A 25331-nucleotide genomic window follows, 5' to 3' on the forward strand; every position below is an offset into this window, starting at 1 on the left:
ATGAGCGGGATCGGAGGTTGGGGTGAAACTGGCGCCCCAATGGACACTTCACTTGGTAGCCAACATCTGGAATTTGAGCGGTGGCATAGTCAAATACGGATGGAGCGGCATGCTCGAATATTTAGTGGCTTCAGCGTTAGCAATAGCTTCAGCTGCCAGTTTTCGACCCTGAACACTGAGTTGTTGCTGCTCCAGCGCGGCTCTGGCAACACGACCCTGCAAGTCCGCGACGACGCTTGATTCCTCGGTCGTGGTCGCGATAAGCGACCTTGCCAGCCGCGCGAGTGCCTCACCCTTCAGGTCGGCATTCGCCTTCTTGTTATCCGGGATATTTCTGCTCTCATCGGCGAGACCAGACGCAATGTAGCTTACGCTCGCTTTCCGAGCGATCTCCCTTGCGCTGGCCGGCAGCGATGCTTTTTCAGCGACTTGACTCAGTTCGAAGCCCAGGGCGATGCGCCTATCCGGGCTGAAATTCGTTCCGACGAGAGATTTTTCTTCGATGCGTATCGTCTCGATCGCGCCGACGCCCGCATTTTCCTTGATAAGGGACAAAATTGTATCGTCGAAACTGTTCATCACGGGAATATCCGGTTCATTCGACTGAGAAATCAGGGCGGCACGCTTATACGAAAAATCGACCAACCTATAACTCAGCAATGCCTGTTTTTCGGTGATTGCAGACGTAAATACATTAAAATAATTCTTTTGCTCGAGCTTTTTCTCGGATGATACACTTCTAAAAGCGGCCACGACCTGCAGCAGATCAACCCAGCGCAATTTCGTTTCTTTTACCATCGCCATAGTCATTACTGTTGATTCAGGATCGTCGAGATCCACTCGCGATATGACCTGAATCAATTTTTTGACCAGCTCCGAGTAATCTTGCCTTATGAGCCTTCCAATCGACGACGCCTTATTTCTATAACTTTCAGATACGACGCCATCAACAATGCATCGCGATGGCACAACTTTAACAAGAACCTTATCTTTAACCAACTCGCGCAAAAGAGTGTGATTTTGCTCAAGCGTCAGCTTGTCCAGATCCAGCTTGGCGCCAGCTGCGGCATCTACCCTTTTCGTATATTGCTGAAATGCACGAACCGCCTCTTTCAAACCGGGAGAGCTTGCGTTCGCTGGCAGAATAAACCGGCTCGACAGGCCAAGAATGCCACATTGCTGCTCCCCAAATACGGGAGACCCACTAAAGCCGCGGTCATAGGACGGGATTTCAAGCATTACGACGTTCGTTGCATCGCACGCTTTAACCGGATCATCGGCGCCGGACCATTCGGCTCCGACTATTTGTCTGATGGCACCTGACGTCACGAATACGTTCGATCCGACAAGCTCGGTGCCGGTCGGACGATCATAGGCCACATGCATGGCCGGATATGGATGAAGACCGAGACTTGGCTCTTTAAGTCTTGCCTTGAGGATAGCCCAATCTTCATGCAGAAGACCCGCGTTATTGCCTGAAACAACGCGTTCGAAATCGGCTTCGAAGTTTCCGCGCTTGAGGACGAGCTTTCGCCCCGCGGTTGGGCCGCTTTCGAGCGCGAGCACGTGGTAGGCCGTGGCAAACAGCGCTTGATCGGCATCGATGACAAACGCTGTTCCGACCTTCTGGTCGGCTGGTTTTTCGACCACGTCGAAAACTGCGTGCTCGGGGCTCTTAAGGGCACATTCTCCCGCGGAGACAGGCGCTGATATCAATAGCGATGTTCCAATCAGGAGCGCTCGTGCGAATTGCAAGCTCATGATCGCTCTCCTCAACCGTGGAGAATCTCGTGTGTCCTGAACGAATTGAATTCGAGGCGGGAGGACGATCTATTGAACTTGGAAATGTTGACCTCGCCGCCGTTGTAGTCGTTCTGTGCTCCTTGATTTCCGCCTAGCACCCAGATGGCGCGCGCCTTACCATTTTGATCAAGATCGACATCATGGACAAAGCCGACATGGCCCGCCCAACTCTCGGCCTTGTTTTGAAACACGGCTAGATCGCCTCGGCGAACCGTTCCTTCATCGGAGATTTTGTTGAAGTGAGAACGATAGGCTGACGATGCTGCGCCAGTCTGATACGGCCAGATCCGGCTCGCGTCGCCCTTGCCGATGCGCGACCGCTCGATGATCCACGAGACGAACGCAGCGCACCAGTAAGTCGTGTCGCCTGCTGGCTTCCGGAAGCCTGTCGCATCGAAAAAGCCCATAATGACTGGGTTTCCCCTAACGGGCCACTCGCGCGCATAGTAAGAATATAGACGGCGCTCTTCATCCGTTTCGCCGACCTTGCCTTCACGCCACTGACGAAAGCGGTCCGCAGTGGCATAGGGAGTGGCGCCTTTAGGAATATCTTCAAGCAATTTTTTGCCGCGCTCGACCTCTTGCCTGTAAGGGCTCTCTTTGCCAGTTACCTGATCGAGCTCTTCTGCATATTCTTCAACTGTTGGAACTCTGAGGCCTGCCGGAAATTGGACCGGTGGAGGCTCAATTGAAGATGATTGTGCGAAAACCCGATTTCCGGAAGCTAAAATCATTGGTAAGAGCCAACTTGATTTGGCAACAAGGCGGCGTGAGATCATTATCTCCTCCCCTTACCACGATAAATTTTTGGATCGCACTCAACCTACGATAGGCTACTTTACGTCAAACCATCGCACAAGGCCATTGATGACGAGCTGACCGCGCCGATGAACCGCAAGCGGCTTTCAGATCAGCCCGATTGTCCAAAGCCCTTCCCAAGCGCTTCATCGCAGATGGCATGCAGAAAGCTGCGGCTCGCCGCTTGGCCGAAGCCGGGGGCGGCGCGCACGAAATCAAGTCAATCACAGGTCGCACGACAACGAGGTCCAGCGCTGCGCCGAGGCAGTCGTATAGGCAGCTCCAGCTCAGCGGACGATCCAAAAGTCGCCGTGGCCAAAGGCGGAGCTTCGGCTTCGCAAACTCAGCGCAAATAGCTGGTAATATTGAAGAATTCGAAAGAGATGGTGCCCAGGGCTGGAATCGAACCAGCGACACTGCGATTTTCAGTCGCATGCTCTACCAACTGAGCTACCTGGGCGTCCCGCGAAGCGCGCTGCGCTTCGGTTGGTGGGAGGCGATATAGATGCATGGGCACGGGCTGTCCAGCCGACAAACGATCCGGCCCGCCTGAAATTTTCGTCCGGGGCTGCGCAGGCGTCAAAACAGCGAGCTGCACGGCCGTTTCGCGGCGCCAAAGCGGATGCAGCCGCCAATCCGACAAGCCGCGGGCTTGGCCCGCCTTCCGGCATGAACAAACCCTGGAACCAAAGCGTCGCGGCCGGGTTGATGCGGCGGCGCCGGTGACGGCGCCGTGCCTACCGCCGATCTGGAGCAAGCCGCTTATGTACCGGTGGCTCGATCGTGCGGCAGGCGGAATTTTAGGGCGATGAGCCCAACGGAAAGTACCTGACCCGTCGCGCGGCGGTCAGTGAACGGCCCGGCGTCCTCCCGAGAGGGAGGTGCCGGGCCTTTCCATGTCTGGGCTATCCGTCATTGCGAGCGGAGCGAAGCAATCCAGGGGCGGCAGTGCGGCCAGTCCCCCTGGATTGCTTCGTCGCTTTGCTCCTCGCAATGACGGTTTTGCAGCGATCCCGAAGGACCTCAGTCGTCCTCACCCCGCCGCATCGGCACTTCCTCGGCCTCTTCCACCGGCTCGCCCGGAATCACGTAATTGCCCTTGAGCCAGCGGCCGAGATCGATGTCGGAGCAGCGGCCCGAGCAGAACGGCTTGAAGCGCTGCACGGCCGGCTTGCCGCAGATCGGGCAGGGCCGCGCAGGAGGGGCAGGATTCTCGGGTTGTTCAGGCGCCATATTGCAAGGTCACTCCGCCATCGACTGGAAGCTCGATGCCGGTGACATAGCGCGCTTCGTCGCTGGCGAGAAAGAGCGCTGCCCAGGCGACATCCCAGGCCTCGCCCATATGGCCCATCGGAACCTGCCGGTCGCGCGCCGCCCACATCGCCGCGACGTCGCCCTTGCCATAGGACTGGGCGAGCCCGGCAGAATGCTCGACCATCGGCGTCTTCATCAGCCCCGGCAGCACGGCGTTCACCCGGATCTTCTGCGGCGCGTATTGCGCCGCGGTGGTGCGGGTGAGCTGGTTCATCGCCGCCTTGCTGGCGCCATAGCTGGCATAGGGCACGCCGGTGTGGCGGATCGAGGCGATCGAGGAGATGTTGATGATCGAGCCGCCCTGCCCGCTTTCGGCGAACTGGCGCTGCATCACCGGGATGACGTGCTTCATCGCCAGGAAGCAGCCGGTCAGGTTGACCTTGAAGACACGCTCCCAGGTTTCGAGCGGCAGGTCGACGACGCTGCCGACCTCGGCGATGCCGACATTGTTGTCGAGCACATCGATGCGGCCGTAAGCCTTGAGCGTCGCCTCGACGAGCGCGCCGAGATCGTCCGGGCTGGTGACGTCGGTGCGGATCGCGAAGGCCTCGCCGCCCTCGCCCTTGATGATGCTGGCGGTCTCCTGCGCGGCTTCAAGATTGCGGTCGGCGCAGACGACTTTGGCGCCTTCGCGGGCGAACACGGTCGCAGTCGCCTTGCCATTGCCCCAGCCCGGGCCGATCGAGCCCGCGCCCGCGACGATCGCGACCTTGCCTTGAAGACGTCCAGCCATTCCAGCATTCCCTGCCCTGCGCGCCATCTGATGCCAGCGCCTTCGTGATGGCGACAGCATCGGCACTCGCAGCGGCCGGAGCAAGCGCATGGCATGCAAGCCGGCATGCGCCCCGGCGCCCGGCCTCAGGCGAGCTGTGCGGCTATCAGCGCGATGGCAATGGTGAACCCTGCGACCAGCGCGAACCAGGGCCAGAGCGCGCGCATCGCCTGCCCGGTTTCGGCCGTCGTCGCCTTGATCAGGACCTGGCCCATGGTGACGCGGACCGGGCTGACCGCGGTGAGCAGGCTGCCGGCAACGACCGCGGCGGCGATCACCGCGAGCCTCGCCTCGCCGGCCGGGACGAGCGCGGTCGCGAGCGGCATCGAGACGGCACCCGCGCCGGTATTGGAGCCGGTGAGATAGCCGCCGAGCGCGCCGGCGACCGGGACGATCCCGGCCGACCAGGAGCCGAGCACGCCGCTGACGGCAAGCCCGATGCCGCCGGCGAGGCCGGAGCCGACCATGATCCAGGCCATGCCGACGAGCAGGAAGGTCAATAGCGCCGCGCGTCCCGAGCGCTGCAGGGTCAATCTCATTAACGCCGTCGCCTGCCTTGCCCCGCCCCGGTGCAAAACGACGACGAGCGCGATGGCGATGAGCGGGAGGGCCGGCGAGAGCAGCGGCGCGAAAGCCGAGGCGTCGGCGAAAGGCTTGAAGGACGGGGTCTCCAGCCGGTCATGGATCGCCGGCACCAGCCGCATCAGCGCGAGCGCGACGACCAGCGCGATATAGGGCGCAAGCCGCACCAGCAGCGCCCGGTCGAGCCCGGCCCAGCCCCTGACCCGCAGGAAGCGCAGCAGCATCACCGGCGCCAGCGCCGCGATCGCGGCAAGCTCCAGTGGCAAAGTGAGATTGGCGGCGACCAGCAGGGCCATCAGCAATCCGATGAGGCCGGCCCATTCAAGGCGGTCGGCGAGCGCCGGCGGCAGCCCGGCCTGGCGCGACAGGCGCCAGAACAAAGGCAGCAGCACCGCGCCGAGCAGCGCCGTCACCAGCGCGATCCGCCAGATCAGCGCGGTGAGCGAGACGGAGGCGATGTCGGCACTGATCCTGGTGCCAATGCCGAGCGCGCCCCAGGGCACCAGGATCTGGCTGAAGGTGGCGAGCGCCAGCGCCGGCGCCTTGTCGACCCCGAGCCGGCGGGCGCCCGAGACGGCGACGACATAGCCGACGCCGAAGCCGGTCGCGGTTTCAAGGAACGGCCCGCGCAGCAGGCAGGCCTCGGCCAGCGCGCCATGCTCGGGGCGAGCCGGGTCGGCATCGGCCTGCGCCCGCTCGAGGCTGAGCGAGAAGGCGAGCCCGGCAACGATGACCAGCGTCGCCGGCAGGCCGATCCAGGCGCCGGCGGCGAAATGCCGGGCGATCGCAGCCGCATCCGGATGGGCCGGGCCCGCGAGGAAAGCGACGAGCGCGGCGCAGATCGTGCCGAGCGCTCCGGCGGTCAGCGCCGAACGTCCGGAGAGGATCAGCCCGAGGAAGAGGATGAGCGGCGAGAGCCAGATCAGGACCATGGTCGTCTGGCTTTAAGTCGGCTCAGCCGACATTCAGCCAGCCGAGGCGGATCGGGAAGCCCTCGCCGCCGAGCAGGTTGACCGTCTCGTAGAGCGGCAGGCCGACCACGCCGGTATAGGAACCGACGAGCTTGACGACGAAGGAGCCGGCGATGCCCTGGATGGCATAGGCGCCGGCCTTGCCGCGCCACTCGCCCGAGGCGAGGTAGTTCTCGATATCCTCGTTGGAGAGCCGCTTGAAGCGCAGCCGCGTCTCGACGATGCGCTCGCGGATCGTGCCCGACGGCGTCGCCAGCGCGACGCCGGTATAGACGCGGTGCGCCCGGCCGGAGAGCAGGCGCAGGCAGGCGGCCGCCTCGTCGACGATCTCGGCCTTGGGCAGGATGCGCCGGCCGACCGCGACGACGGTGTCGGCGGCGAGGATATAGGCGCCTTCGAGATCGGGGCGGGCTTTCAGCCCGGCGAGCCCGGCCTGCGCCTTCGCGTGGGCGAGCCGGCGGGCGAGATCGCGCGGACGCTCGCTCTTGAGCGGGCTCTCGTCGAGATCCGACGGCAGCAACGCGTCGGGCTTGAGGCCGACCTGTTCGAGCAGGGCCAGGCGGCGCGGCGAGGCCGAGGCCAGGACCAGTTTCGGCCGCCAGCCCGGCGGTTTCTGGGAGCTGAAGAGATTCAAGTGTCGGCTCGCTGCGCGTCCCGGACGGTTTCCCGCAAGGCTTTAGAGCCAGTTGCGGAATATCCCAAGCCCTCTCCTAGGGAGCCGGCCCCCCAGTCGCTTTGCCCCTCGCGCATGGGATGGCTGCATCTCCTGTGCAATGCGTAGAATTTGAGCGTCGCCATGCATTGTCCCGGATTGCACTAAACGGTTTAGCTTGCCACATGGGACAAGCGGGCGTGGCGGCGACCCGCAAGGCTCGGCCTATGCGGCCCCCTTCTCGTCACCGGAGAGCTTTCGCCATGGCGTCACGAACTGGATCTGCCTCGACCGTCGCGCTGGCGGCGGACGCGCAAAGCGTCCTCGCCCAGATGATGGCGATGCAAGTCGATGCCGGGCTCACCATCGCCATGCGGATGCCCATCCTGGCCAAGGGCGCGCTCGGCGACGCCAGGGGCCAGCGCGAAGCGAGCAAGGCGGTGGTCGAGAAGGCCGCCGCCATGGCGGAGAGCAGCTTCGCCATCGGCCATGCCGCGACACTGTTCTGGTGGAGCATGGCGTTCAACCCGCTGACCCCGAACGGGCTCGGCGAAGCGACGGCCAAGGCCGTCCACAGCACGCTGGAGCCGTTCTCGCGGCGCACCCGCGCCAATGCCAGCCGGCTGTCGAAGCGGCGCTAGGCCTTCAGCTCGGAACTCGGCTCAATTACTGGTTCGGCGACTGTCGGCAACGCGGCCGCAATGGCGTAGTCGCGCTCCAGCTTGCGGTAGCGCGCGACGCTGACCGGGATCAGCGCGAGATAGGCGACGACGACCAGCGCCAGCATCTCGAAGGGGTAGGCGACAAGCAGGCCGGCGACGACGACGACTGCGACGAAGATCGGCAGCACCTGGTCGCGTGGAACGCGGGTGCCGAGCGTCTTTCCGGCATAGCAGGGGATGCGCGAGATCGTCAGGAAGGCGATGAACAGGATGTAGAGGCCGACGAACGGCGCGCCATAATCCTTCACCGGCAGGCCGACGAACTCCAGATAGAACGGCAGCATCGCAGTGATCGCGCCGGCCGGCGCCGGCATGCCGACGAAGAAGTTCTTCTGCCATTCCGGCCGGTTCGGATCGTCGATCATCACGTTGAAGCGCGCCAGCCTGAGCGCCATGGCGCAGGCCAGCGTCAGCACGATGATCCAGCCGAAGGAACGCAGATCGTGCAGGACGAAGGTCCAGAGCACGAAACCGGTGGCAACGCCGAAACAGACGAAATCCGAGAGCGAATCGAGCTCGGCGCCGAACCGCGAGGTGCCCTTGAGCAGGCGCGCGAGGCGCCCGTCGATGCCATCGAGCAGGGCCGCGACGAGAATGCAGATCGTCGCCGATTCGAATTTTCCGTCGACCGCGAGCCGCATTGCGGTCAGGCCGAGGCAAAGGGCGATCAGCGTCACGACATTGGGCGCGATCAGCCGGAACGGGATCGCCTTGAAGCGGGCGCGCTTCGATTCGACGCGTTCAGGCTCGAAAGGAGGAAAGAGGTCGCTCATACCAGCCGGAATACGTGGTTTTGGGGCGGGAGGCTAGCGTGGGGCGAAGTGCATAGCGTCATGCTCGGGCTTGACCCGAGCATCTCAGGACCAGTGAGGCATTGCCTCCTTGTCACGAGATTCTCGGGCCTGCGCTTCGCTCCGCCCGAGAATGACGGCCTTGCCTCAGATCCCCCGGAACGCCCGGCTGATGTCGTTGCCCGAGAAATCGGCCAGCACGGTCTCGCCGGCGATCGCGGTCTGGCCCTCGCCGACCAGCGGGGTGACGCCCTGCGGCAGGTAGACGTCGACGCGCGAGCCGAAGCGGATCAGGCCGAAGCGCTCGCCCTGCCCGAGCGGGTCGCCCTCCTTGACGAAGGGCACGATGCGGCGCGCGATCAGCCCGGCGATCTGGACGACCGCGATGGTGCCGGCCGGCGTCTCGATCGCCAGCGCGTTGCGCTCATTGTCCTCGCTCGCCTTGTCGAGCTCGGCATTGAGGAAGAGGCCGGGCGTATAGGCCATCTTGAGCAGGCGGCCGGCGACCGGGCTGCGGTTCACATGGCAGTCGAAGACGTTCATGAACACCGAGATGCGCGTCATCGGTTCGGCCGGCAGTTCGAGCTCCGGCGGCGGCACGGCGGTGGCGATCTGGCTGATGCGGCCGTCGGCGGGCGAGATCACCAGCCCCTCGCGCTGCGGCACGATGCGCACCGGATCGCGGAAGAAATAGCAGATCCACAGCGTGATCAGCGTGCCGATCCAGCCGAAGGGTCCCCAGAGCTGGCCGAGCACCAGCGTCGCCACCACGCCGATGGCGATGAAGACATAGCCTTCCTTGTGGATCGGCACGATCGTCCGGCGGACGGAGTCGACGAGAGACATGGGCGTTAGTCCTGTTGCTCTTGTTGGCGCGGCGCGCGCATCTGGCAGCGCCTTCACGGCGGGGTTGAGGCCGCATGACGGCGAAGCTGTTTAAGCTTTTGCGGGCTTTTGCGAAAGAGGTGCGGGGATAAACGGGCAATCAATCCCCGGCTTCAAAAACGCGATTATTCTCACCTCGTCCCGTCCGACCAAGGGGGCTGTCGCGAGGCATCGTGCGGCCGGGCGGGAGAGCGGTGTCCGTCTTGAACAGCCGTCGCGGGCTGGAATGGCGGAGGGGCCGCGCCGGGCGAAGCCAGGTCTTGCCCGACCTGAAGGCACGGCGAGGCACCTTGAGAACCGCGCGCGGGGTTCGGGAGCGGCGTGTTCAAGCCGCTTCGACATCTCGACATCGACATTCGACACAGCGGCGAAGGCTGCCGCATCCGGACCCCGCGCACCCCTTGGGATTGCGCTTGCATTTTAAACCCCTCGCGGCGGGAGCCGGCGGGGATTTTGGCGCGTGCTCGACGGCAGTGTGTCGACCGCTGGCCAACTTCGCTGCGAGCACGAATGCCCTCATAGAAACCAGATTTCTCAGCAGCTTGCCTCGACAGGCCAGATAACAGTCTCAAGATCAGCCAGTTTGCTGATCCGCGCTTCCCACCCATCGATGTAGATGTGCCGCAAATCGCTGGCACGATGCAAAATCATGAGTGTCAGCAGCCTTCGTCTCATTTCCGAGTCCAACATCTTTGGCTCCAGACCATACCCGTCGAGGAGACTGCGGACGCGATTGGGTAGACCCGCGCACATGAAGGCGCTCGGACCGAGGAGATCGTACTCGCGCCAGCCGGTCATCACGTCGCCAAAGTCGATCAGAGCCGCGAGGCGCCACTGTCCCAGCTCTTCGGCGAGAAGGAAGTTCTCCGGTATCCACTCGCCAGTCAGGATCACGGGCGGCTCGTACAGCGGCACGGTCGTGGATGCGTCTTGAAGGAGTTCTTCGAGGTCGGATAGGAGGCTTGACGCAAGGCCCTGTCGACGGTGGCGCTCGATACAGCCCGCAACCTGTTTGGTGATGAAATTCGGCCAGGTGGGCTCGATCGTCGAAAGTTCGCCGGGCGCTACCGATTGCACTTCCGCTATCGCCCGGCCGATCTGTCTGAGCACACGCTCCTTTTGAGATTCAGCCAGGGTTGGCCAAGCCACCGATCCGAGAATGCCGTGCAGGCGGGTCATGATGAGGTAGGACCAGCCGTCGCGATTCCCTTCCGCGACAATCTGAGGAATGGGAACCGAGAGCTTTCCACCCAGCAGGCGAAGGGTAGTGCGCTCGGAAACAAACTGGCCCCTGTGGAGAGGCGGAAAGAGCTTCAGCACCAAGCTGCCGTTCAGATCGACAACCAGGTTCGTTCCGGCCTGATAAGGCGCGAGCGTGTCCGCCGAGATATTCTCTGATTTGGCGATGTCGCTGACATGGACGCGCCAGTTTTCTGGCTGCGCGCGCCAGTTCGCGAAGGCTTGCTTATCTGAAATGATGGGAAGTTTAGTCATGTTTGCCGGCAGCGATCAGTTTCCCGTCCTGTTCTTGGAGTAGAAGGAGTTACCCCACCGCCTTCGCCGCCGCCCTGCCCGCGACCCGTCCCGAGAAGATGCAGCCGCCGAGGAAGGTGCCCTCCAGCGCGCGGTAGCCGTGCAGGCCGCCGCCGCCGAAGCCTGCGGCCTCGCCAACCGCATAGAGCCCCGGCACCGGCTCTCCCCTCTGCCCGAGTACGCGCGCCGAGAGATCGGTCATCAGCCCGCCCAGCGACTTGCGCGTCAGGATGTTGAGCCGGACCGCGACGAGCGGACCATGCTTTGGGTCGAGGATGCGATGGGGTTTGGCCGTGCGGATCAGCCGGTCGCCGAGATAGGCGCGGGCGCCGCGCAAAGCCGTGACCTGCAGGTCCTTGCCATAGGGATTGTCGGCGTCGCGGTCGCGCGCCTCTATCTGCGCGCGGAGATGCGCCTCATCGATCAATCCGGCGCCGCCTAGCTCGTTCATTCGGGCGACCAGCCGGGAGAAGTCGGTCTCGACGATGAAGTCCTCGCCCTTGTCCAGAAAGGCCTGGACCGGCGCCGGCATGCCGGCGCGGGCGCGCTGGATCACCTGGCGCCAGCTCTTGCCGGTGAGGTCGGGGTTCTGCTCGGAGCCCGAGAGCGCGAACTCCTTGGCGACGATGCTGCGACTGGTGACGAACCAGGAATGGTCGAAGCCGGTCCTGCGCAGATATTCGAGCGTGCCGAGCGTGTCGAAGCCGGGAAAGAGCGGCACCGGCAGGCGATTGCCGCGCGCGTCGAACCAGAGCGAGGACGGGCCGGGCAGGATGCGGATCGCATGCGCCGGCCAGACCGGCGCCCAGTTGGCGATGCCCTCGACATAATGCCACATCCGGTCGCCATTGATCAGCCGGCCGCCAGCCGCCTCCGCGACAGCGAGCATGGCGCCGTCGACATGGGCCGGCACGCCGGAGAGCATATGCTTCGGCGGCTCGCCCAGGCGCTGCGGCCAGTTGCGGCGGACGAGGTCGTGATTGCCGCCGATGCCGCCGGAAGCAACGATCACCGCCTGAGCCTTGATCGCGAAGCTGCCGGCCACGGTGCGCGAGCTCGCCTGCCCGCGTTCGATGGGACTCTCTTCCAGCACCTCGCCCTCGACACCGTCGACGGTTCCGCCGCTGCGGGTCAGGCCGGTGACGCGGTGGCGGAAGCGCAGCGCGATCAGCCCCTTCTTCTTCGCCTCCGCGACGCGGCGCAGGAAGGGCTCGAGCACACCCGGCCCGGTGCCCCAGGTAACGTGGAAGCGCGGCACGGAATTGCCATGGCCTGTGGCGAGATAGCCGCCGCGCTCGGCCCAGCCGACGACCGGGAACCAGCGCATGCCCTGCCGTTGCAGCCAGCTGCGCTTCTCGCCTGCGGCGAAATCGAGATAGGCGTCGGCCCACTGCCTCGGCCAATAATCTTCATCACGGTCGAATCCGGCCGAGCCGAACCAGTCCTGGCGCGCCAAAGCGAGCGAATCCCTGATCCGCAGGCGGCGCTGCTCGGGTGAGTCGATCAGGAAGAGTCCGCCGAAGGACCAGTGCGCCTGGCCGCCGAGCGATGCCCGCGGCTCCTGCTCGACGATGATGACCTTGCGGCCGGCATCGGCCAGCTCGGCAGCGGCGACGAGCCCGGCAAGGCCCGCGCCGACGATGACCACATCCGCATCGAGCCCCATGCATCCTCCCCGCCGCCGGATTCCCGTTGCGGTTGAGCTTGCCGAGAAATCGCCGGACCGCAAGGGCGGTGTCCAGCCGGCGGCGGAACCGGGGCGGGAGCGACACGTTGCGCAAAGCAACGGGTTAAGCGCGCAAGGAGGCGATGATGGCCAGGACCGCGACGAAACGAAAAGACGACAAGCTGCCGAAATCGGTGAAGGCCGCGGCCAAGCAGCAGCGCCGCATCCAGAAGGACATCGCCCGCGCCGATGCCCGGCCGCAGAAGAAGAAGGATGGCGCGGTGCAGGCCGGCGCACGGCTTTATCCGGTGCCGCCGTTCAAGCCGCAGCACCAGGCGAAACCCGGCTCGGAAGCCGCGCTCGATCCGGCACCGATGTATGACGCGCCCTACTACAAGGGCTCGGGCAAGCTCCAGGACAAGGTCGCGCTGATCAGCGGCGGCGATTCCGGCATCGGCCGCGCCGTCGCGGTGCTGTTCGCGCGCGAAGGTGCCGATGTCGCGATCCTGCATCTCGGTGAGGACGTGGATGCGAAGGAAACGCTCGCCGCGATCGAGAAGGAAGGGCGCCGGGGCCTCGCCATCTCCGGCGACATCCGCGACTCAAGCTTCTGCCGAGATGCCGTCGCGAAGACGGTGAAGGTGCTGGGCGGGCTCGACATCCTCGTCAACAACGCCGCCTTCCAGGTGCATTCGCCGCGCTTCGAGGATCTCACCGAGGAGCATTTCGACACGACGATCCGCACCAACCTGCACGGCTATTTCCACCTGACGCAGGCGGCGCTGCCGCATCTCGGCAAGGGCAGCGCGATCGTCAACACCGGTTCGGTCGTCGGGCTGGAAGGCAGCAAGGAGCTGATCGACTACGCCACGACCAAGGGCGGCATCCATGCCTTCACCCGCTCGCTCGCGGCGCATCTGCTGCCGCGCGGGATCAGGGTCAATGCAGTCGCGCCCGGCCCGGTCTGGACGCCGCTCAACCCGTCGGACCGGCCGGCGGAAGCAGTCGCCGAATTCGGCTCGAAGGTGCCGATGAAGCGGCCGGCCCAGCCCGAGGAGATCGCGCCAGCCTACGTCTTCCTCGCCTCGTCGCATTGCTCCAGCTACATCAGCGGCGAGATCCTGCCGATCATCGGCGGGCATGGCTAAAGAAAGTTCGACCTGGCTGAACCAAACATATGTCATTGCGAGGAGCGCAGCGACGAAGCAATCCAGGGGCGGCAGGCACTGCGGCAAGTCCCACTGGATTGCTTCGCTGCGCTCGCAATGACGAGTCCGGTTCTAGGCTAGGAGCCGGATTAAAGATTTGCCGCAGAATGGTCACGAAAGACTTGGGAACGCCTGGCTCCCCCGGCAGTTCTTTCTACAGGACACATCATCAACCCTGGAGGATGACGATGAAACCGCTGAAGATTGGACTGCTGGCCGGTGCGCTTGCGCTGTCATCGGCCGCGGCTATGGCGCAGGGCGTCGATCTGCGGCCGGAAAACAGCATTCCGAAATATGAGCGCGGGCCTACGAGCAACGACAACGCGCCTTATCGTGGCGGCACCTACAAGCCGGACGATGTCCGCCGGGGCTATGACCAGGGCGGGCATGACGGCGCGCGCTATGAGATGATTTCGCAGCGTGAGGCAATCAGGATCGCGCGCCGTAACGGCGTCGCCGAGATCGACCAGGCCCGCTGGACCGGCAATGTCTGGGTGATCGACGGCTCCGACAGGCGCGGCGACGAGTTGCGTGTCGAAATCAACGCACGCGGCGAGATCGTCGACGTCGATCGCAGCTGACGCGTCGGCAAAGAACGACATGGCGAGAACTGGGCGGCCTTCGGGCCGCCCCTTTTTTTGCCGTCTTCTTCAAGCGTGCCGGGCTAGCGACACCCCGTTGCCGAAGCGCCTCGTCGCCAGCACCGTCAAGGCGAGGAAGATCGCGAGCACGATGCCCTGGGCGATGGCGAAAGGTGGCTCGCTCTGCGTCGGCGCCATATTGTGCAGCACCGTCACCTTGAGGAAGAGCTGCGCGATCAGCACGAAGATCAGCAGGTAAAATGAAAGCACCGCCGTGATCGCGTAGGTTCGGCGCCATGCTCCCTGCAGCCCCTTGCCGTACAGAGCCAATGCAGCGATCGCCAGCAGCACGAGCGAGATCGCCCCGACGATATGCGACGGCAGCACGCCGCTGAACGGAAAGACGTAGCCGGTGATATCGGTCGCGGCCGAGGTCGACAGATAGACGCCGTTCCAGCGCTGGCTGAGATGGCCCTTCAGCAGCGCCGCCGTCATCGGGATTCCCGCGACGATGGCGACGATGCTCAGCCAGGTGTGGAAGCCGACCAGCGTGGTCGGGTCGAGAACGAACATGATGAAGCCCCCCGCTTCAAATGCAGTGCGCCATACTGGCAAATCCGGGGCCATTCTGGCGAGGGCTTTGTGGACGCTTTCTCAACTGGAAGGCTCGATGACCGGTGCTGCGCCCGCCGAGCGCTCTGGCCGCCGGGCTGTGGAGAAATAAGAGCCGGCGACGATTAGTGCGAAGCCCGCCAGCAAGGCAAGGGAGAACGGCTCACCGAGCATCGTGACCCCGAGCAACACCGCTACGGCCGGATTGAGATAGGCGATGACCGTCGCGCGCGACGCGCCGACCTCGGCAATGAGCGCAAAGAGCATCTGGAAGGCCAGAGCCGTGCAGAAGACAGCCAAAGCGATCACGGCTAGGGATGCGTTCAACGCAAAGTGCGCCGGCCAATAGGCCGGGACGAAGGGCAAATAGAGGACGGAAGCGACGATGAGCGAAGCGACGACCACCGCGCCATCGTCGGCATCTGCGAGCCTGCGCGCCACGATGATCGGCCCCACCGCATAGCCGAGCGCGCTCGCGCCCAGGGCCAGCACCGGCCAGAGCTCCACCGGCTGCTCGTCGAAGCCGAGCAGCGCGACGACGCCGGCCAGGCCAAGGCCGAGACCAACGAGCCGGCCTGCCCCGAGCCGCTCGCGCGAGAGCACGACGCCCAGGATCGCCGCGATGATCGGCGTCAGCGCGATGATCAGGCCGGCGAGCGAGCTCGTGACCCGCGTCTCGGCGAAGCCGATCAGGAACCAGGGACCGCTGATCTCGGCGAGCGTGAACAGGATCAGCCAGCCCGGCTTGCGGAAACCGGCCATGATGCCATTGCCGCGCAAGGCGAACGGCAACAGCACCAGCGCTCCGATGGCGGCGCGGCCGAAGGCGACGATGATCGGGTGATAATCGACGAGTGCGACCTTGATCAGCAGATAGGGCACGCCCCAGATCACACCGAGGGCGAGGAAGAGCAGCAAGGCCTTCCGGCTCATTCCGACATGTCCTTCCTGAACAACGCGGTCAGCCAGCGACCCTCGCGACCATCAAAGGAGTGCGACCAGAGCAATCCGAGGCCGAGCACGGCCAGGGCGGCGATGATCTCAGCGCGCGGCCACAGGGCGACGTAATACTCGCTCCCCGTCGAGCCGATTTCGACGCTCTCACCCTCCCCCTCCCGGAGCGCGAGCAGGAAGACACCATCGTCGCGGATTGCCTCGGCGATCCTGGCGAAGACCGAGGGCAGGAGCTCGCGTTCGACGTGCTGGAGCACGTGCAGCGCCAAGACCCCGTCATAAGGACCGCCGAGCGGATCGCTGATCACGTCGAGGCGCTCGGCCCGGCGGCCGCGCGAGGCCTGGAACTGCACGAAAGACTCCGCACCGTCGGTGCGCCTGACAAAGAGAGCCCGTTCTTCCAGCCAGTCGGCATCCCAGCCCGGGCCGGAGCCGATCTCGAGCAGGCAGCTGCCCGGTTCAATGGCTTTCAGCAGCTCGACCAGCGCTGGCTGATCATCCGCCTCCAGCTTCGGAGCTGTCGTTTGCGCGTAGTCGTCGGCGCAGCCCTCATAGCCGACGAGGGTCGATGTATTGGAAGCCGAGCGGTTAGCCTTTCCGCTCCCCCTGGCTATGTCCGACGCTGTCATGTCGTGCTCCCATTTCCACTGCGCTCCAGGGGTATCCAGATCGTCAGGCCGCCGAGCCCTGTCCCCGGGTCGAAGGCATCATTGTGGAATTCGAGGACGGGACCGTTCGCCGCGTTGAGGCCTGCGGCAGGCAGCGCCTCGTTCCAGATCGCCGTATAGGTGTCGTAGATCGTCGAGACATGGTCGCGATGGTCGAAGACCGCGCAGGTCCCCGATTCAATGTCCAGAGCGGCGAGCGGCTTGCGGGGCGAGGAGACCGAGCGGACCTCGGTGGCGCACATATATTCGAAGCAGCCATCTTCGTCCGGCGCGCGGCAGACGCCGATCGGTATCCCCGGGGCCTTGTCGGCGATGTCGGCATAATGGTCGCACATGAACGCCTGCCATTGCGCCGGTATCCCGATCGCCGATTCAAAGGAGCATGGCGCGGACAGGCCGACGAGGCGCAAACGACGCAGCTCCCGCAAGCTCGGGATCGGTGTCCGGGCGCGGCCATTCGTCAGTCGCAACGGAGCGACGAGCTCGAGCCTGCCCAGGCTACCGCTGTTGCGGACCTCCTCCGGCGTGGCGCCGAACTGCTCGCGAAAGGCGCGGGTGAAGGCCTCGTGCGAGCCATAGCCGAATTCGAGCGCGACCGAGAGGATGTCGGGGGCACCGGCAGCCAGGCGCTTGGCCGCCTCGCTCAATCGCCGCGCCCGGAGATAGGCCATCACCGGCCAGCCGCTCGCCGTGCCGAAGGCATTGGCCAGATGCGAGCGTGAGACGTTGCAGGCTGCCGCGATCGAGCCGAGCGTCAGCTCCCGGCCCGAATTGCGCTCGATCACCCAAAGCGCCTTGTCGGCAAGCGACATGCCCCGGCTCCTCCTGCGAGAGCCCCGTGCATATCACCCGATTTGGCCGGTCGCTTGATCGTTCGTCCACGACCTGCGGCATTGCACAGTGTCCTGAACGACCCTTCCACGGCGCCACACTCCGGCAAATGCGCCCGACGAGGGTAGCCGGCCCCCTGCCGGCTCCACCGCTCTACTGGACCTTGACTCCCGTTCGCTTCATCAGCAGCGCCCATTTCGGAGTTTCGGCTGCGATCAGCGCGGCGAAGGCCTCGGGCGCGCTGAAGATCGGCTCGGCGCCGATCGCGAACAGCCGGCTCCTAACGCCTGTTTCCGAGCCGATCACGGCGAGCTCGGCATGAAGACCGAGGATCATCCCTGCCGGCGTGCCGGCCGGGGCGAGCAGCCCGAACCAGGCGACGGCCTCGAAACCCTCATAGCCGAGTTCGATCATGGTCGGGATTTCGGGTGCAACGGCCAGCCGCTGGCGCGAACTCGCCGCAAGCGCCCGCAGCTTGCCCTCTCGCACCAGCGGCAGGGCGGTCGCGACATTGGCGAAGAAGAAACCGATATTGCCGTTCAGCACATCCGGCAACGGGCTGTTGCGATAGGGAACATGGGCAATGTCGATGCCCTCTGTCCGCTTCAGCATCTCGCCGGCGCGGTGCGAGGAGGTGCCGGCGCCGGCCGAGGCGTAGGTCAGCTTGCCGGGCTCCGATTTGGCCAGGGCGACGACGTCGGCGACGGAGCGGATGGGCGAGCCGGCGGCGACCACGAGCAGGTTCGGCGTCACGACGATCTGGGAAATCGGCGCGAGGTCACGCTGCGGATCGAACGGCATCGCTTCATAGATGGCGGGATTGACGGTGATCGCGGCATCGCCAGCGAGCACCAGCGTATGGCCGTCCTTCTCTGCCTTGGCGACATGGTCGACGCCGATATTGCCGCCGGCACCGGGCATGTTGACGACGATCGCAGGCCGCTCCCAGCGCTCCGCCAGCAGCCGCGCCACGAGATCCGGGGCGGAGCCGGCGGCAAAGGGTACGATCAGCCGCAGCGGCGGCCGATCCGCCGCCCTGAGCGGCCGCGCCGGAGCGAGGCCGAGCCCGGCCAATCCCGCCAGTATTCCACGTCGCGTCAGCATCGCGCCCTCCTGCCTCGCCGATGACGCCGATCATGCGTCGCCCGAGCGGCTGCTGTCCTGTCGTTGAACTGAAGGTTTTCTGATGGTTTGCTATCCGCAGTCGCCGCGGAGCCTGTGCGATGAGCGAAATTGAAGGTGAACCACGATCGCCCGAAGGAGGCGACATGCCGTTCCGCATCGGCGGCTGGCGCGTCGAGCCGCAGCTCGATGAGGTTTCGCTCGACGGCGAGGCGGTCAAGCTTGAGCCACGGGCAATGCGCGTCCTCCTCGCTCTGGCGCGCGAGCCGGGACGGCTCGTCACCAGCGAGGCTCTGCTCGATCAGGTCTGGCCGAACCTGACCGTGACCTCGAACTCGCTCTATCAGGCGGTCGGCGACCTGCGCCGGGTGCTCGGCGCCGACAAGGCGACCCAGGTCTTCATCACGACGGTATCGCGTCGCGGCTACCGACTGGTCGCGCCGGTCGAACGCGCGAAAGAGGAACAGCGCCGCCCGGCTCCGGGCGTGGCGCGCCTCGGCCCGCGTTCGGTCGCGATCCTGCCCTTCGGCGCGCCGAACTTGCCGGAAAGCCACGGGTTCCTCGCCGAAGTCCTGCTCGACGACCTGATCGACGAGGTCTCGCGCCACCCGGCGATCGTCGCCATCGCGCGCGGCACGATGCTGACCTTCGCCGGCCGGCCGGTCGATCCGCTGCTGGTGGCGCGCGACCTTGGCGTCGGCTTCGTTGTCGAGGGACGGCTGCTGCTGGCGGCGGAAGAGCTGCGTGTCAGCCTCAGATTAATCGACGGCAACGGCGGTCGACAGGTCGTGGCCGAGGAGACCGCCTTCGCGCTGGCCGACTGGGCGAACAGCGGCCGGCTCACCATGGCGCGGGCAGCGCGGCGCCTGCTGCTCGAACTGGCGGAAGGCGCCACGCGTGGCCCGCCGGTCGAGGGCGGTCGCGATCTCCGCGCGATCGAGGCCGCGATGCGCGCCTGGGTCGAGCTCTATTGCCGCCCGCAGACGCCGGAGAGCAACGAGCGCGCCTGGCGCTGGGCGGAGGAAGCGCTGGCACTCGATCCCGATTCGGCCATCGGCCTCAATGCGCTCGCCTTCTGCGAATGGCGCGCCGCGCAATATGGCTGGCGTCCGCAAGAGCGCGCCGTGCTGCTGACGGCCGCCCTCGAACACGCCCAGCGCGCCATCGACCTCGCCCCGCGCAACCCGGACCCCTACTACACGCTGGCGCTGGCGACCCTTCTCGCCGGCGATCTCAACCGGGCGGAGGCGGCGCTGCGCCATTGCATCGGGCTCAACGCGTCCTATGCGCCGGCCCATGCCCTGCTCGGGCTCGTCCGCACGATGCAGGGCTTTCCGCAGGAGGCGGCCGCGCTCTGCGCCCGCGCCTTCGCGCTCAGCCCCTATGAGCCCCTGCGCGCGATCTGGCACTGGATCGTGGCCTGGGCGGCGATCGTGCTCGACGAGGACGAGACCGCTCTGGCGCAGGCCGAGCAGGGCATCGCCGCCAATCCACATTTCCCCACCTGCTATGTCGCGGGCGCGATCGCGGCCAGACGCCTCGGCAAGAACGCCCTGGCCGCCCAATATGCCAGGGCGCTCAGCGCCTCGCCGACCTTTGGCAATCTCGCCGACATCGCCGAGAACCTGCCGGCGCTGCACTTTGCGCCGCTGCGATCTGCCTATCTGGCCGATCTTGCAGCCGCCGGCCTGCCGGACGGCGGCGCTGCCGACGTCACTGCGTCAGGCTGACCCTGACGCTCTGCCCCTCTTCCTGCGTCGCCCGCTGCAGCGTCGCCTTGGCCTCGTCGACCTGGCGCTGGCGGTTCCAGAGCGCGGCGTAGACGCCGTCGGCGGCGAGCAATTCGCGGTGATGGCCGCGCTCGACGATCAAGCCCTTGTCGAGAACGATGATCTCGTCGGCGTTGACCACGGTGGAGAGCCGGTGCGCGATCACCAGCGTGGTGCGGCCCTCGCTGACCCGGTCGAGCGCGTCCTGGATCTCTTTCTCGGTGAAGGAATCGAGCGCCGAGGTCGCCTCGTCGAGCACCAGCACCGGCGGCCCTTTCAGGATGGTGCGGGCGATGGCGACGCGCTGCTTTTCACCGCCGGAAAGCTTCAAGCCGCGCTCGCCGACCGAGGTCTGGTAGCCTTCCGGCAGCGACTTGATGAAGCGGTCGATCTGGGCGAGCCGGGCGGCGTCCTCGATCTCGGCTTGCGTCGCCTCGGGCCGGCCATAGCGCAGATTGTATTCGATGGTGTCGTTGAACAGCACCGTGTCCTGAGGGACCATGCCGATCGCCGAGCGCAGGGAGACCTGCTGGATTTCGGCAATGTCCTGTCCGTCGATCAGGATGCGCCCGGCTTGCGGCTCGTAGAAGCGGAAGAGCAGGCGCGAGATCGTCGACTTGCCGGCGCCCGACGGGCCGACGATCGCGATAGTCTTGCCGGCGGGCACCTCGAACGAGATGCCGCGCAGGATTGGCCGCTCCGGCACATAGGCGAAGTGGACGTCCTCGAAGGTGACGGTGCCGGCGCGGACGTCGAGAGCGGGAGCACCCGGCTTGTCCTGGATTTCGGGATCGCGGCCGATCAGCTGGAACATCTGCTCGATGTCCAGCGTCGCCTGCTTGATCTCGCGATAGACGGTGCCCATGAAATTCAGGGGGATGTAGAGCTGGATCAGCATGGCGTTGATCAGCACGAAATCGCCGACCGTGTTGGTGCCGGCCTGGAAGCCGCGCACGCACATCACCATCGAGATGGTCAGCCCCGCTGCGAAGATCGCGGCCTGGCCGAAATTGAGCCAGGCGAGCGAGGTGTAGGCCTTGATCGAGTTGCGCTCATAGCGCGCCATCGAGACGTCGTAGCGCGCCGTCTCGCGCGCCTCGGCGCCGAAATACTTCACGGTCTCGTAGTTGAGCAGCGAGTCGATCGCCTTGGCGTTGGCGTCGGTGTCGGACTCGTTCATCTGGGCCCGGATGGCGATGCGCCATTCGGTGGCCTTGATGGTGTAGGCCATGTAGCCGACCACCATCGTCACCAGCACGACGACATAGCGCCAGTCGAACAGCCAGAGCAGCACGCTGATGATCAGGGTGACCTCGATGATCACCGGCACGAGCTGGTTGAGGCCGAGGCGGACCATCTCCTCGATGCCGTTGCGGCCACGCTCGAGCACGCGCGTCAAACCGCCGGTCTTGCGCTCAAGATGAAAGCGCAGCGAGAGATGGTGGAGATGGCCGAAGGTCTGCAGCGCCAGCGTCCTGACCGCATGCATGAAGACCGGAGCGAAGATCGCGTCGCGCAACTGTACGAAGGCGGCCGAGCCGACGCGGGCAAAACCGTAAATCACCGTCAGCGCCAGCGGCGCGCCGACCAGAAAGGGCAGCCAGTTCGACAGCGTCGTCGGGTTGTTGGCGAGCGCGTCGGTCGCCCATTTGAACGCGAAAGGTACGCCCATCAGCACGAGGCGGCCGATCACCAGCAGCACGAAGGCGGCGACGACGCGCTGGCGCAGATCGGCCCGCTCCGGCGGCCAGAGATAGGGCCAGAGCGCCTGGAATGTGGCGATGAAGCCGGAGCCGGGCTGGAGCACGGTGGGGCGCGCTAGAGGCGCCGAGACCGGCGTGGCAGGCGAGGACATTGAAATGCTTCCAAATGGAACCGCCGATATAGGTGGATTCTCTGGGGAATGCAGGGGGCAGGAGAAGGAAATTGCGGAAACGCCTTGCCTCTCCCTATCCGTCATTCCGGCCGCAGCGAAGCGGAGCGCCGGAATCCATCGTAGAGCTCCAGTGCCCTTCGATGGATTCCGGAGCTGCGCGCCTTCGGCGCTTGTCCGGAATGACGAGGCCTTCTTGCAAAGGATGAGGCTGAAGCTCAGCCCGCCCGTGCATTCTCCCAAACAATGTCCGCCTGCCGGCTGCTTTCGATCACCAATCGCGCATTGGGCAGGTCGTTGCCCTCGACCCAGGCGCGTGCGGCCTCCTCGCTGCGGCCGAGGTCGGTCCAGCGGGCGAGCAGCCGGCGGTCCAGCTCGGCGATCGCCACCTCGATGAAGATGGTCAGATCGAAGAGCGGCAAGATCTCGGTCCAGGGCGGCCGGTCGAGCAGGAGATAATTGCCCTCGACCAGCACGAAGCGGGCATCGGCGGGGACGATCGCCGCGCCAGCGCGGGATAGATCGGCTTCGCGATCGAAGACCGGCACTGCCACAGCCTCCTCGCCCGAACGGATGCGCCGCAGCGTCGCCACGAGCCCGGCGCAGTCGAAGGTCTCGGGCGCGCCCTTGCGGTTGCGCAGGCCCATCGCGTCCAGCACGGCATTGTCGAAATGGAAGCCGTCCATCGGCACCAGCGCCGCCTCGCCGGCCGGCAGCGCCGCGAGCAGTTGCTCGCTCAGCGTCGACTTGCCGGCTCCCGCAGGGCCCGCCAGCGCGACGACGATGCGGCTCAGACCGCGCGCTTGCTCGACGATCCTGGCGGCGATGTCCTCCGCGGTTTGCATGGTCAAAGGCCCAGAATCTCCACTGTCCCGACGCAGGATCGACGACGCCCGCGGCGCCTGCAACCGGGCGCTGCCGCCATGAAGCGGGACCGATCAGGCCTTGTTCTCGTCGCAACTGCGATGTCAGACTGGACTAAAGCCTTTAAAGGCTGAGCCTTGGAGAAGACGCCCATGACGCTTCGACGCATCCTTCCGGCCGCCTGCGCGCTCGCGCTGCTGACGACCCTGCCGGCTCTGGCGCAGTCCCGCCCACCGGCGCAGGTCAAGATCACCAATGGCCGCACCGTGCCACTGCAGACGCTGGAGATCACCACAACCGGTGAGCAGGCCCGGCTCGTCGCCAAGCTCGCCAAGCCGCTGGCGCCCGGCAAGAGCGTGTCGCTCAAGCTGAACAAGCCGGCCGGCTGCAGCTACTACGTCCTCGGCAAGTTCAGCGACGAGAGCGAAAGCGACAATGACGGCATCGACCTCTGCAAGGAGAAGTCGCTGCGCCTGACGGAGTGAGACTTTTCCTTCTCCCCTCGGGGGAGAAGGTGGCAGCGCGAAGCGCTGACGGATGAGGGAAGGAAGGGCGAGCGGGTAACCGGCTCACCCGGTCGACCCGCCCTCATCCCCCTGCCGGGACCTTCTCCCCCGAGGGGAGAAGGACGACTTCATGCCGTCGCGCCCTCGCGCATCAGCTTGTAGGTGATCGAGTCGACCAGCGCCTGGAACGAGGCGTCGATGATGTTGGCGCTGACGCCGACGGTGGTCCAGCGCTCGCCGGTCTCATCGGCGGATTCGATCAGCACGCGGGTGACCGCATCGGTGCCGCCCTGGAAGACGCGGACCTTGTAGTCCACCAGCCTGAGGCCGCCGATCAGCGACTGGTAGCGGCCGAGATCCTTGCGCAAGGCAAGGTCGAGCGCATTGACCGGGCCGAGCGCGCTTTCGGCGACCGAGATCAGCGATTCCTCACCGACCTTCACCTTGACGATCGCCTCCGAGAAAGTGACGAGCTCGCCCAACGCATTGTAGCGGCGCTCGACATTGGCGGTGAAGCGCTCGATCTCGAAATAGGCCGGCAACTCGCCCAGGATGCGCTTGGCGAGCAGATAGAACGAGGCATCCGCCCCCTCGAAGGCGTAACCCTGCGCCTCTTTCTCCTTCAGCTCCTCCAGCACACGCGAGAGCCTTGGATCATCGCGGCCGATGGTGACGCCGATGCGTTCCAGCTCGGCGACGAGGTTCGATTTGCCGCCCTGGTCGGAGACCAGCACCTTGCGGACATTGCCGACCAGATCGGGCGCGACATGCTCGTAGGTGCGCGGATCCTTCAGCACGGCGGAGGCATGGATGCCGGCCTTGGTGGCGAAGGCGGAGGCTCCGACGAAGGGCGCGTGCCGGTTCGGCGCCCGGTTCAGCATCTCGTCGAGCGCCCGCGAGACATGGGTGAGCTCGCCGAGCTCGGCCTCGCCGACCCCGAGCGTGAAGCGGCGATTATAGCGCTCCTTCAGTTTCAGCGCGCCGATCAGCGTGACGAGATTGGCGTTACCGCAGCGCTCGCCGAGCCCGTTGAGCGTGCCCTGGATCTGGCGCACGCCCGCCTCGACCGCGGCGAGCGAGTTGGCGACGGCACAGCCGCAATCGTCATGGGCGTGGATGCCGAGATTCTCGCCCGGCACGACCTTGGCCACCTCGGCGACAGTCCCACTGATCTCATCCGGCAGCGTGCCGCCATTGGTGTCGCAGAGCACGACCCAGCGCGCACCGGCCTCATAGGCGGCGCGGGCGCAGGCAAGCGCATAATCGGGATTGGCCTTGTAGCCGTCGAAGAAGTGCTCGCAATCGAGCATGACCTCGCGGCCGGCCGCCTTGGCGGTGGCAACGCTGTCGCGGATGCCGTCGAGATTGTCCTCGAGCGAGATCTCGAGCGCGACATGGACATGATAGTCCCAGCTCTTGGCGACGAAGACGATCGCGTCAGCCTTGGCGTCGAGCAGTGCGGCGATGCCGGGATCGTTCGAGGCCGAGCGCCCTGCCCGCTTGGTCATGCCGAAGGCGGCGAACTTCGCCCGCTTCGTCGGCTTCTGCGCGAAGAAGGCGGTGTCGAGCGGGTTGGCGCCGGGGTAGCCGCCCTCGACATAGTCGATGCCGAGCTTGTCGAGCATCGCTGCGACCGCGCGCTTGTCGTCGAGCGAGAAATCGACGCCCGTGGTCTGGGCGCCGTCGCGCAGCGTCGTGTCGAAGAGGTGGATGCGGGCGAGCGTCGCTTCGCCGCCTTTGCGCGGCGCAGCCTCGGCCAGCGTGGCATGTGCCGCGACGCTCATCGCCTCACTCGCAACCGGTAGCGCAACACCTTCGGCATCACCATGGCGAGCATGACGAGCTTCATCGCGA

The 25331-nt window shown here is 65.3% G+C and carries 23 protein-coding genes and 1 tRNA gene; 5 read left to right on the top strand and 19 right to left on the bottom strand.

The features are described 5' to 3' along the window. Positions 1-48: 48 nt before the first annotated feature. From B6S44_RS16700 to B6S44_RS16730, 7 genes are all read right to left on the bottom strand, one after another. On the bottom strand, positions 49-1761 hold the full coding sequence (locus B6S44_RS16700) for a serine protease family protein (RefSeq protein ID WP_129158019.1): 1713 nt from the start codon (positions 1759-1761) through the stop codon (positions 49-51). Between the two features lie 11 nt (positions 1762-1772). Then, complete coding sequence (locus B6S44_RS16705; protein WP_129158020.1) at positions 1773-2582, bottom strand: CHAP domain-containing protein; 810 nt, start codon at positions 2580-2582, stop codon at positions 1773-1775. Between the two features lie 403 nt (positions 2583-2985). Next, positions 2986-3061: transfer RNA gene (locus B6S44_RS16710), tRNA-Phe, on the bottom strand. A gap of 563 nt (positions 3062-3624) precedes the next feature. Further along, positions 3625-3834, bottom strand: coding sequence for a DNA gyrase inhibitor YacG (yacG, locus tag B6S44_RS16715; RefSeq protein WP_129158021.1), 210 nt, complete (start codon positions 3832-3834; stop codon positions 3625-3627). Beyond that, positions 3824-4648 carry an SDR family NAD(P)-dependent oxidoreductase gene (locus tag B6S44_RS16720; protein WP_129158022.1) on the bottom strand — a complete coding sequence of 275 codons (825 nt, stop codon included), beginning with the start codon at positions 4646-4648 and terminating at the stop codon, positions 3824-3826. The genes yacG and B6S44_RS16720 overlap by 11 nt, the downstream gene beginning before the upstream one ends. A 125-nt stretch (positions 4649-4773) precedes the next feature. Beyond that, positions 4774-6201, bottom strand: coding sequence for an L-lactate permease (locus B6S44_RS16725; RefSeq protein ID WP_129158023.1), 1428 nt, complete (start codon positions 6199-6201; stop codon positions 4774-4776). 22 nt (positions 6202-6223) lie between these two features. After that, on the bottom strand, positions 6224-6874 hold the full coding sequence (locus tag B6S44_RS16730; RefSeq protein WP_129158024.1) for a Maf-like protein: 651 nt from the start codon (positions 6872-6874) through the stop codon (positions 6224-6226). A gap of 281 nt (positions 6875-7155) precedes the next feature. Between B6S44_RS16730 and B6S44_RS16735 the strand changes: the two genes are divergently transcribed. Then, complete coding sequence (locus B6S44_RS16735) at positions 7156-7533, top strand: hypothetical protein (protein WP_129158025.1); 378 nt, start codon at positions 7156-7158, stop codon at positions 7531-7533. Here B6S44_RS16735 and B6S44_RS16740 read toward each other — a convergent pair. From B6S44_RS16740 to B6S44_RS16755, 4 genes are all read right to left on the bottom strand, one after another. Next, complete coding sequence (locus B6S44_RS16740; RefSeq protein ID WP_129158026.1) at positions 7530-8387, bottom strand: CDP-alcohol phosphatidyltransferase family protein; 858 nt, start codon at positions 8385-8387, stop codon at positions 7530-7532. The genes B6S44_RS16735 and B6S44_RS16740 overlap by 4 nt on opposite strands. Positions 8388-8552: 165 nt before the next feature. After that, positions 8553-9299 carry a phosphatidylserine decarboxylase gene (locus B6S44_RS16745; protein WP_282568194.1) on the bottom strand — a complete coding sequence of 249 codons (747 nt, stop codon included), beginning with the start codon at positions 9297-9299 and terminating at the stop codon, positions 8553-8555. A 525-nt stretch (positions 9300-9824) separates the two neighbouring features. Beyond that, entirely contained in the window at positions 9825-10784 is a 960-nt protein-coding gene (locus B6S44_RS16750) for an aminoglycoside phosphotransferase family protein (protein ID WP_129158028.1), read from the bottom strand. Positions 10785-10833: 49 nt separating this feature from the next. After that, positions 10834-12489, bottom strand: a complete 1656-nt coding sequence (locus B6S44_RS16755; protein ID WP_129158029.1) for an FAD-binding dehydrogenase — start codon at positions 12487-12489, stop codon at positions 10834-10836. Positions 12490-12632: 143 nt separating this feature from the next. Between B6S44_RS16755 and B6S44_RS16760 the strand changes: the two genes are divergently transcribed. Both B6S44_RS16760 and B6S44_RS16765 read left to right on the top strand, forming a co-directional pair. Continuing rightward, positions 12633-13637 carry an SDR family oxidoreductase gene (locus B6S44_RS16760; protein ID WP_465246120.1) on the top strand — a complete coding sequence of 335 codons (1005 nt, stop codon included), beginning with the start codon at positions 12633-12635 and terminating at the stop codon, positions 13635-13637. Between the two features lie 248 nt (positions 13638-13885). Beyond that, positions 13886-14278 carry a hypothetical protein gene (locus B6S44_RS16765; protein WP_129158031.1) on the top strand — a complete coding sequence of 131 codons (393 nt, stop codon included), beginning with the start codon at positions 13886-13888 and terminating at the stop codon, positions 14276-14278. A gap of 69 nt (positions 14279-14347) precedes the next feature. Here the strand turns inward: B6S44_RS16765 and B6S44_RS16770 are convergent, their stop codons facing one another. From B6S44_RS16770 to B6S44_RS16790, 5 genes are all read right to left on the bottom strand, one after another. Beyond that, on the bottom strand, positions 14348-14851 hold the full coding sequence (locus tag B6S44_RS16770) for a hypothetical protein (protein WP_129158032.1): 504 nt from the start codon (positions 14849-14851) through the stop codon (positions 14348-14350). Between the two features lie 81 nt (positions 14852-14932). Beyond that, positions 14933-15823, bottom strand: a complete 891-nt coding sequence (locus B6S44_RS16775; protein WP_129158033.1) for a DMT family transporter — start codon at positions 15821-15823, stop codon at positions 14933-14935. Continuing rightward, positions 15820-16473: a class I SAM-dependent methyltransferase gene (locus B6S44_RS16780; RefSeq protein WP_129158034.1), complete on the bottom strand. Its 654-nt coding sequence runs from the start codon at positions 16471-16473 to the stop codon at positions 15820-15822. The genes B6S44_RS16775 and B6S44_RS16780 overlap by 4 nt, the downstream gene beginning before the upstream one ends. After that, positions 16470-17324, bottom strand: a complete 855-nt coding sequence (locus B6S44_RS16785; RefSeq protein ID WP_129158035.1) for an AraC family transcriptional regulator — start codon at positions 17322-17324, stop codon at positions 16470-16472. The genes B6S44_RS16780 and B6S44_RS16785 overlap by 4 nt, the downstream gene beginning before the upstream one ends. Positions 17325-17496: 172 nt before the next feature. After that, on the bottom strand, positions 17497-18447 hold the full coding sequence (locus B6S44_RS16790; protein WP_129158036.1) for a Bug family tripartite tricarboxylate transporter substrate binding protein: 951 nt from the start codon (positions 18445-18447) through the stop codon (positions 17497-17499). Positions 18448-18611: 164 nt separating this feature from the next. Between B6S44_RS16790 and B6S44_RS16795 the strand changes: the two genes are divergently transcribed. Then, positions 18612-20195, top strand: coding sequence for a winged helix-turn-helix domain-containing protein (locus tag B6S44_RS16795; RefSeq protein ID WP_164985858.1), 1584 nt, complete (start codon positions 18612-18614; stop codon positions 20193-20195). Here B6S44_RS16795 and B6S44_RS16800 read toward each other — a convergent pair. Next, entirely contained in the window at positions 20179-22089 is a 1911-nt protein-coding gene (locus B6S44_RS16800) for an ABCB family ABC transporter ATP-binding protein/permease (protein WP_129158038.1), read from the bottom strand. The genes B6S44_RS16795 and B6S44_RS16800 overlap by 17 nt on opposite strands. Positions 22090-22325: 236 nt before the next feature. Then, positions 22326-22952 carry a nucleoside triphosphate hydrolase gene (locus B6S44_RS16805; protein WP_129158840.1) on the bottom strand — a complete coding sequence of 209 codons (627 nt, stop codon included), beginning with the start codon at positions 22950-22952 and terminating at the stop codon, positions 22326-22328. Between the two features lie 171 nt (positions 22953-23123). Here B6S44_RS16805 and B6S44_RS16810 point away from each other — a divergent pair, with 171 nt between their 5' ends. Continuing rightward, on the top strand, positions 23124-23456 hold the full coding sequence (locus B6S44_RS16810) for a hypothetical protein (protein ID WP_129158039.1): 333 nt from the start codon (positions 23124-23126) through the stop codon (positions 23454-23456). 149 nt (positions 23457-23605) lie between these two features. Here B6S44_RS16810 and cimA read toward each other — a convergent pair whose 3' ends face one another. After that, a complete protein-coding gene (gene cimA, locus B6S44_RS16815; RefSeq protein ID WP_129158040.1) occupies positions 23606-25261 on the bottom strand; it encodes a citramalate synthase in 1656 nt (551 codons plus the stop codon). Between the last annotated feature and the right edge of the window lie 70 nt (positions 25262-25331).

Source organism: Allobosea sp. Tri-44, from assembly GCF_004123845.1.
Taxonomy (GTDB): domain Bacteria; phylum Pseudomonadota; class Alphaproteobacteria; order Rhizobiales; family Beijerinckiaceae; genus Allobosea.

What these genes read in the sequence shown, in the direction of transcription:
- B6S44_RS16700 (WP_129158019.1), bottom strand. Translation starts at nt 1,761, where the DNA reads ATGAGCTTGCAATTCGCACGAGCGCTCCTGATTGGAACATCGCTATTG.
- B6S44_RS16705 (WP_129158020.1), bottom strand. Translation starts at nt 2,582, where the DNA reads ATGATCTCACGCCGCCTTGTTGCCAAATCAAGTTGGCTCTTACCAATG.
- yacG (WP_129158021.1), bottom strand. Translation starts at nt 3,834, where the DNA reads ATGGCGCCTGAACAACCCGAGAATCCTGCCCCTCCTGCGCGGCCCTGC.
- B6S44_RS16720 (WP_129158022.1), bottom strand. Translation starts at nt 4,648, where the DNA reads ATGGCTGGACGTCTTCAAGGCAAGGTCGCGATCGTCGCGGGCGCGGGC.
- B6S44_RS16725 (WP_129158023.1), bottom strand. Translation starts at nt 6,201, where the DNA reads ATGGTCCTGATCTGGCTCTCGCCGCTCATCCTCTTCCTCGGGCTGATC.
- B6S44_RS16735 (WP_129158025.1), top strand. Translation starts at nt 7,156, where the DNA reads ATGGCGTCACGAACTGGATCTGCCTCGACCGTCGCGCTGGCGGCGGAC.
- B6S44_RS16740 (WP_129158026.1), bottom strand. Translation starts at nt 8,387, where the DNA reads ATGAGCGACCTCTTTCCTCCTTTCGAGCCTGAACGCGTCGAATCGAAG.
- B6S44_RS16750 (WP_129158028.1), bottom strand. Translation starts at nt 10,784, where the DNA reads ATGACTAAACTTCCCATCATTTCAGATAAGCAAGCCTTCGCGAACTGG.
- B6S44_RS16755 (WP_129158029.1), bottom strand. Translation starts at nt 12,489, where the DNA reads ATGGGGCTCGATGCGGATGTGGTCATCGTCGGCGCGGGCCTTGCCGGG.
- B6S44_RS16760 (WP_465246120.1), top strand. Translation starts at nt 12,633, where the DNA reads ATGATGGCCAGGACCGCGACGAAACGAAAAGACGACAAGCTGCCGAAA.
- B6S44_RS16765 (WP_129158031.1), top strand. Translation starts at nt 13,886, where the DNA reads ATGAAACCGCTGAAGATTGGACTGCTGGCCGGTGCGCTTGCGCTGTCA.
- B6S44_RS16770 (WP_129158032.1), bottom strand. Translation starts at nt 14,851, where the DNA reads ATGTTCGTTCTCGACCCGACCACGCTGGTCGGCTTCCACACCTGGCTG.
- B6S44_RS16775 (WP_129158033.1), bottom strand. Translation starts at nt 15,823, where the DNA reads ATGAGCCGGAAGGCCTTGCTGCTCTTCCTCGCCCTCGGTGTGATCTGG.
- B6S44_RS16780 (WP_129158034.1), bottom strand. Translation starts at nt 16,473, where the DNA reads ATGACAGCGTCGGACATAGCCAGGGGGAGCGGAAAGGCTAACCGCTCG.
- B6S44_RS16785 (WP_129158035.1), bottom strand. Translation starts at nt 17,324, where the DNA reads ATGTCGCTTGCCGACAAGGCGCTTTGGGTGATCGAGCGCAATTCGGGC.
- B6S44_RS16790 (WP_129158036.1), bottom strand. Translation starts at nt 18,447, where the DNA reads ATGCTGACGCGACGTGGAATACTGGCGGGATTGGCCGGGCTCGGCCTC.
- B6S44_RS16795 (WP_164985858.1), top strand. Translation starts at nt 18,612, where the DNA reads ATGCCGTTCCGCATCGGCGGCTGGCGCGTCGAGCCGCAGCTCGATGAG.
- B6S44_RS16800 (WP_129158038.1), bottom strand. Translation starts at nt 22,089, where the DNA reads ATGTCCTCGCCTGCCACGCCGGTCTCGGCGCCTCTAGCGCGCCCCACC.
- B6S44_RS16805 (WP_129158840.1), bottom strand. Translation starts at nt 22,952, where the DNA reads ATGCAAACCGCGGAGGACATCGCCGCCAGGATCGTCGAGCAAGCGCGC.
- B6S44_RS16810 (WP_129158039.1), top strand. Translation starts at nt 23,124, where the DNA reads ATGACGCTTCGACGCATCCTTCCGGCCGCCTGCGCGCTCGCGCTGCTG.
- cimA (WP_129158040.1), bottom strand. Translation starts at nt 25,261, where the DNA reads ATGAGCGTCGCGGCACATGCCACGCTGGCCGAGGCTGCGCCGCGCAAA.